This window comes from Bacillus sp. JJ1609 (genome assembly GCF_036967045.1).
GTDB lineage: Bacteria > Bacillota > Bacilli > Bacillales > Cytobacillaceae > Mesobacillus.
Window position 1 is genome coordinate 1 of the sequence record NZ_JBALSS010000049.1, and the last position, 4,984, is coordinate 4,984.

At 41.4% G+C, this 4,984-nt stretch carries 3 protein-coding genes and 1 pseudogene; 2 read left to right on the forward strand and 2 right to left on the reverse strand.

The features are described from left to right. Positions 1-50 precede the first annotated feature (50 nt). A complete protein-coding gene (gndA, locus tag V7654_RS23535) occupies positions 51-1,460 on the reverse strand; it encodes an NADP-dependent phosphogluconate dehydrogenase (RefSeq protein WP_335433315.1) in 1,410 nt (469 codons plus the stop codon). A gap of 135 nt (positions 1,461-1,595) precedes the next feature. Next, positions 1,596-2,888 carry a DNA polymerase IV gene (locus V7654_RS23540; RefSeq protein ID WP_335433316.1) on the reverse strand — a complete coding sequence of 431 codons (1,293 nt, stop codon included), beginning with the start codon at positions 2,886-2,888 and terminating at the stop codon, positions 1,596-1,598. Between the two features lie 978 nt (positions 2,889-3,866). On the opposite strand from V7654_RS23540, the pseudogene V7654_RS23985 reads away from it, so the two are divergent. Both V7654_RS23985 and V7654_RS23990 read left to right on the forward strand, forming a co-directional pair. Next, a pseudogene (locus V7654_RS23985) lies at positions 3,867-4,019 on the forward strand (HAMP domain-containing protein); the annotation flags it as partial. 126 nt (positions 4,020-4,145) lie between these two features. After that, positions 4,146-4,961 carry a methyl-accepting chemotaxis protein gene (locus V7654_RS23990; protein WP_438825343.1) on the forward strand — a complete coding sequence of 272 codons (816 nt, stop codon included), beginning with the start codon at positions 4,146-4,148 and terminating at the stop codon, positions 4,959-4,961. The last annotated feature ends 23 nt before the right edge of the window (positions 4,962-4,984 follow it).

Genomic DNA, 4,984 nt, shown 5'->3' on the forward strand with positions numbered 1-4,984 from the left:
AGTTTGTCTACAGCCTGAAACAGCAAACATATGGTTCGCTGTTTCCTTTATTATTCCATCCATTCTGTATGGAAGATGCCTTCTTTATCAATGCGCTGATACGTATGCGCACCGAAGTAGTCACGCTGCGCCTGAATCAGGTTTGCAGGCAGGGTTTCTGTTCTGTAGCTGTCAAAGTAGGACAGTGCTGCAGAGAAGCTAGGAACCGGAATACCATTCAGAACTGCAGCAGAGATAATTTCACGGAGCGACTGCTGATAGCTTTGGGCAATTTCCTTGAAATACGGATCAAGCAGCAGGTTTTTCAAACCTGGATCGCGATCATATGCTTCCTTTATTTTTTGCAGGAATTGCGCCCTGATGATGCAGCCTCCGCGGAAAATCATTGCAATTTCACCATAGCTCAAATCCCAGTTGTATTCTACCGATGCTGCTCTCATTTGTGCAAAGCCCTGGGCATACGAGCAAATCTTGCTTAAGTATAATGCTTTGCGAATGGATTCAATGAAGGCTTCACGGTTGCCTTCAAAAGGTTTCGCTTCTGGTCCAGTCAGCACCTTGCTTGCTTCAACGCGCTCTTGTTTCATGCTTGAGATAAAGCGGGCAAAAACAGATTCAGTGATGATTGGCAGAGGCACACCAAGATCAAGCGCACTCTGGCTTGTCCATTTTCCAGTGCCCTTTTGACCGGCAGTATCCAAAATCACGTCAACTAGAGGTTTTCCTGATTCTTCATCCTTCTTAGTAAATATGTCAGCAGTAATCTCGATAAGATAGCTATCCAACTCGCCTTTGTTCCAATCCGAAAATACTTGATGCAACTCTTCTGCATTGAGACCTAAAATATGCTTAAGCATAAAATACGATTCGGATATTAATTGCATATCTCCGTACTCGATGCCATTGTGGACCATTTTCACATAATGGCCTGCTCCATCCGGACCGATATATGTTGTACATGCTTCTCCATTGACTTTAGCAGATATGTCCTGGAAAATCGGAGCAACTAAATCATAGGCTTCCTTCTGTCCTCCAGGCATGATGGACGGACCATGCAGAGCCCCTTCCTCACCGCCGGATACGCCTGTCCCGATGAAGTGAAGGCCTAGCTCACTCAATTCCTTGTTACGACGCTGTGTATCGGCAAAATATGTATTGCCTCCATCAATGATGATATCTCCTTTTTCAAGATAAGGTTTCAACTGTTCGATTGTCGCATCTGTCGCTGCACCAGCTTTGACCATCAGCAAGATTTTGCGTGGCTTTTCAAGTGATTGGACAAATTCTTCAATCGTGTAAGTACCGACGAGATTTTTTCCTTTTGTTTCAGCCAGCATTTCTTCCGTTTTCTCTCTAGAACGATTATAAACGGATACAGAATAGCCTCTGCTTTCAATATTCATCGCCAAGTTCTTGCCCATGACTGCAAGGCCTATAACGCCGATTTGTTGCTTTGACATTTTTCCAACTTCCCTTCTGTCTAAAACTAGGTTTTTATATGCATACTCTATAATTTAGCAATGATAGATTTGTGTTGCAAACATTCAGATCTGGGCCCTTATTTATTTTGACTTAACTACTGTCAGTTAAACATTCTATTTGTCTTTTCTCTCTTCATTGTCATGCAACTTGCGGTCCTGCAGGAAATCTTTATTAAAGCTTGTATCTGTTCCTTTAATTTCTTCAGGAACTTTATTTTTAATTTGTGAACCAGCACTCTCAATTATGCTTTTGCCATATTTCTCTCTCAACATGCTCATTGTATTAATCAGCGGTTCCTTCCTTGCATCCTGCTCAAATGAGAAAAGATCCAGCTGTTTCACTGCTTGATCCGCTTCAAGAAGGTCAGTGCCGGTAATGCCCAACAGTCTTACCGGATCCCCGTTCCAATGCTTCAGGAACAGCGTTTTGGCGGCAGCAGCAATTTCATCCTTTTTAGAAACAGGATTTTGGAGCTTGTGGCTCCGCGTAATCGTCTTCCTGTCCTTAAAACGGATCATGACACTTATATTCGTTGCCACGGCTTCCTTTCGTTTCATCCTGACCGCTACTTGTTCAGAAAGCCTTTCAAGCACCTTCAAAAGCTCGACCTGGTTTGAAACATCTCTCGGCAAGGTTGTGGAATTACCAATACTTTTAAAATCATAGACTGATTCCGGATCGACTACCCGATTATCCTGGCCATTGGCTCTTTCCTTCAGCCTTATTCCGTTAATACCGAGCAGACCTTTCATCTGTATGTCATTTGCCTCTGCCAAGCCGCCAATTGTGTTGATTCCGATACTTTTTAGTTTGTCCGCAGTTTTGCTTCCTACTCCATGCATCTCTCCTACCTCCAGCGGCCAGAGAATCATAGGAATGTCACGTTTCCTCAAAACCGTGATACCCAGGGGTTTTTTCATATCGGAGGCAGTTTTAGCGAGAAATTTATTAGGAGCTATCCCAATACTGCATGGAAGATCTAACTGCTCTAGTAACCTCTTCTGAATACTTTCTGCAATCAGCAGGGGAGAACCAAGGTCGGAACAGTCTGTGATATCCATATAGCCTTCATCAATTGAGACTGGCTCTACGAGCTCGGTGTATTGACGCAATAAATCAAACATGGCAGCAGAGGCTGATCGATAGCGTTCAAAATTTGGTTTCTTTATGATCAAGTCAGGGCATAGCTTCTTTGCCTCCCATAATGGCATGGTTGTCCTGACCCCGAATTTCCTCGCCTCATAGCTGCAAGTTACAATTATCCCCCGGCGTTCTTCAGGATTCCCGGCAATCGCAAGCGGTTTCCCCTTTAAGTCTGGATCATAAGCCATTTCAACCGAAGCATAGAAACTATTCATATCAACATGTAAAATAACCCTGCCTTTTTTCGGATACATCTCTTTCATGTCAGCCACTTCCCAAATATACGTTCCCTCTTATTTTATCAAAAAAGCCCTAGCAATACCTAGAAGATGATTATTCAGCTGACGTTACAAACTGTATGGATCATTATAAAGACTCATTTATAGAATCTTCCTACAAACTTATATAAAATCGCCTGCTCCTTGCAGATTGTACCCCGCTCTGCTTAAATGTTTATTCAATAGAAAAATTTCTTTCTTGCTCTTGCATAAGTGATGATTACGGTTGTGAATTTTATGTGAAAAAATATTAAAAAGGTAAAGAACTAAATGTTAATGCCGATATAAATACATACACAGGTAAGCCTATTTAAATGTTATTTATGCTAAGACGGGGGAATATTTATGCAGCATTGGTCTATCGGAAAGAAGTATGGAAGCGTTTTTATTTTTATTATGGTGATCTTTTTAGGCAGCTTCGTCTATCTATCGACTGTGCTTAATAATCTGGCAGGAGCAATCGACCAGGCTGAGGAAAAAAGTGATTATGCGATCATGATCAGCGACATGGGTTCCACTTTTCGGCAAAAATATATTATCATTACAGATTACATAACTGAACCAAAACCAGAACTGATGGCACTTTATAAAAAGGAATCGGAGAATTTCAATGCGTCTGCAGTAAAGTTGAAATCCAATGTTAGATCCGAGGAAGAAAAAGCTCTATATAACGCAATTATGAAGACAGATAAATATATGGACAATGTATGGGAAGATGAAATATTAGCAACAGTAGAAGATTTCAAACAAAAAGGCGAACAAGTTGATATCTTCACTCAAATCAGTCTTGCCAATAAGGCTGAGACCATACGGGATATGAATATCGATAAACTGAATTCCCTAAGGACTGTCATTCTTGATGATCGAACGAAAATCATGAAGGAAACTCATTCCTCGATCGCATCCATGGTCCAGAATACATTTATGATAATGATCATAGCATTCGTCATCTCGTCGATTGCTATGTACTTTGTATCCCGTAACATCAGCAGGGGCCTAAAAGATGTAGTAGCTTATTGCAAGAAGCTTGCTGCGGGCGAATTGAATGTAAAGGTACTAGATGCTAAAAGCAAGGATGAGGTTGGCCAGATTATTGCCGCTATGAACCAATTGTCCGGAAACCTTAAGGCATCAATCTCCAGTATCCTGTCATCTTCTGACCAGGTTAATGAAATGTCAAGGAATTTAAAGCTTAATGCAGAAGCTACGACCCAAGCGAATAACGAGATCACTACTTCAATCATGCAGGTTGCATCGGCTTCTGAGGAACAAGTTAAAATTTCCGAACGTACAAATAATGCCGTTGAAAATGTTTCTTCACAGTTAATAGAGGTCACTGGATCACTTAAAGAAACTCTATATACTACATCTGTTTCGAAGGAGAAGATTGAGCAGGGCAAACAGTATGCTTTCAGCGTTACCGAACAGATGGATATGATTAATGAAAAAGTAAACGAATTATCGAATGTGATCCATTCACTGAAGAATAATTCTCAGGAAATCCATAGAATTATTGAGATCATTACTGATATCTCGAATCAGACAAACTTGCTTGCACTCAATGCTGCAATTGAAGCAGCACGCGCCGGTGAACATGGTAAGGGATTTGGTGTCGTTGCACAGGAAGTCCGAAAGCTCGCTGAACAATCAGCAGGCGCGGCTGAAAGCATCCGCAATATTCTTGAACAGACCGGGAAGGAAACAAACCAGGCTGTGAATGTTATGGATGAAAGCCAGGCGACCGTATTGAAAGGAAATGAACTTGTGGAAAAAGTGGCGATTACTTTTACTGAAATCGCAGAATCGATTGAAGAAGTAAGCATGAAAGGAAATCAAGTAAGCGAAGCAGTTGTAAACGCGAATGAAAAAATGGAGTTTATGGCTCAATCAGCCACTGAAGTTATCATTGCATCATCAAAGTCTGCACAATTCCTTGAACAGGTTGCTGCTACAACAGAGGAACAAAACGCAACAATGCAGGAGCTTTTGGAATCATCAGGAAAACTTTCAAGCATGGCAGAGGATTTGCGAAAATCGTTTTCGAGCTTCAAGTTATAGAAAAATACAAACAAGGCTGGTTC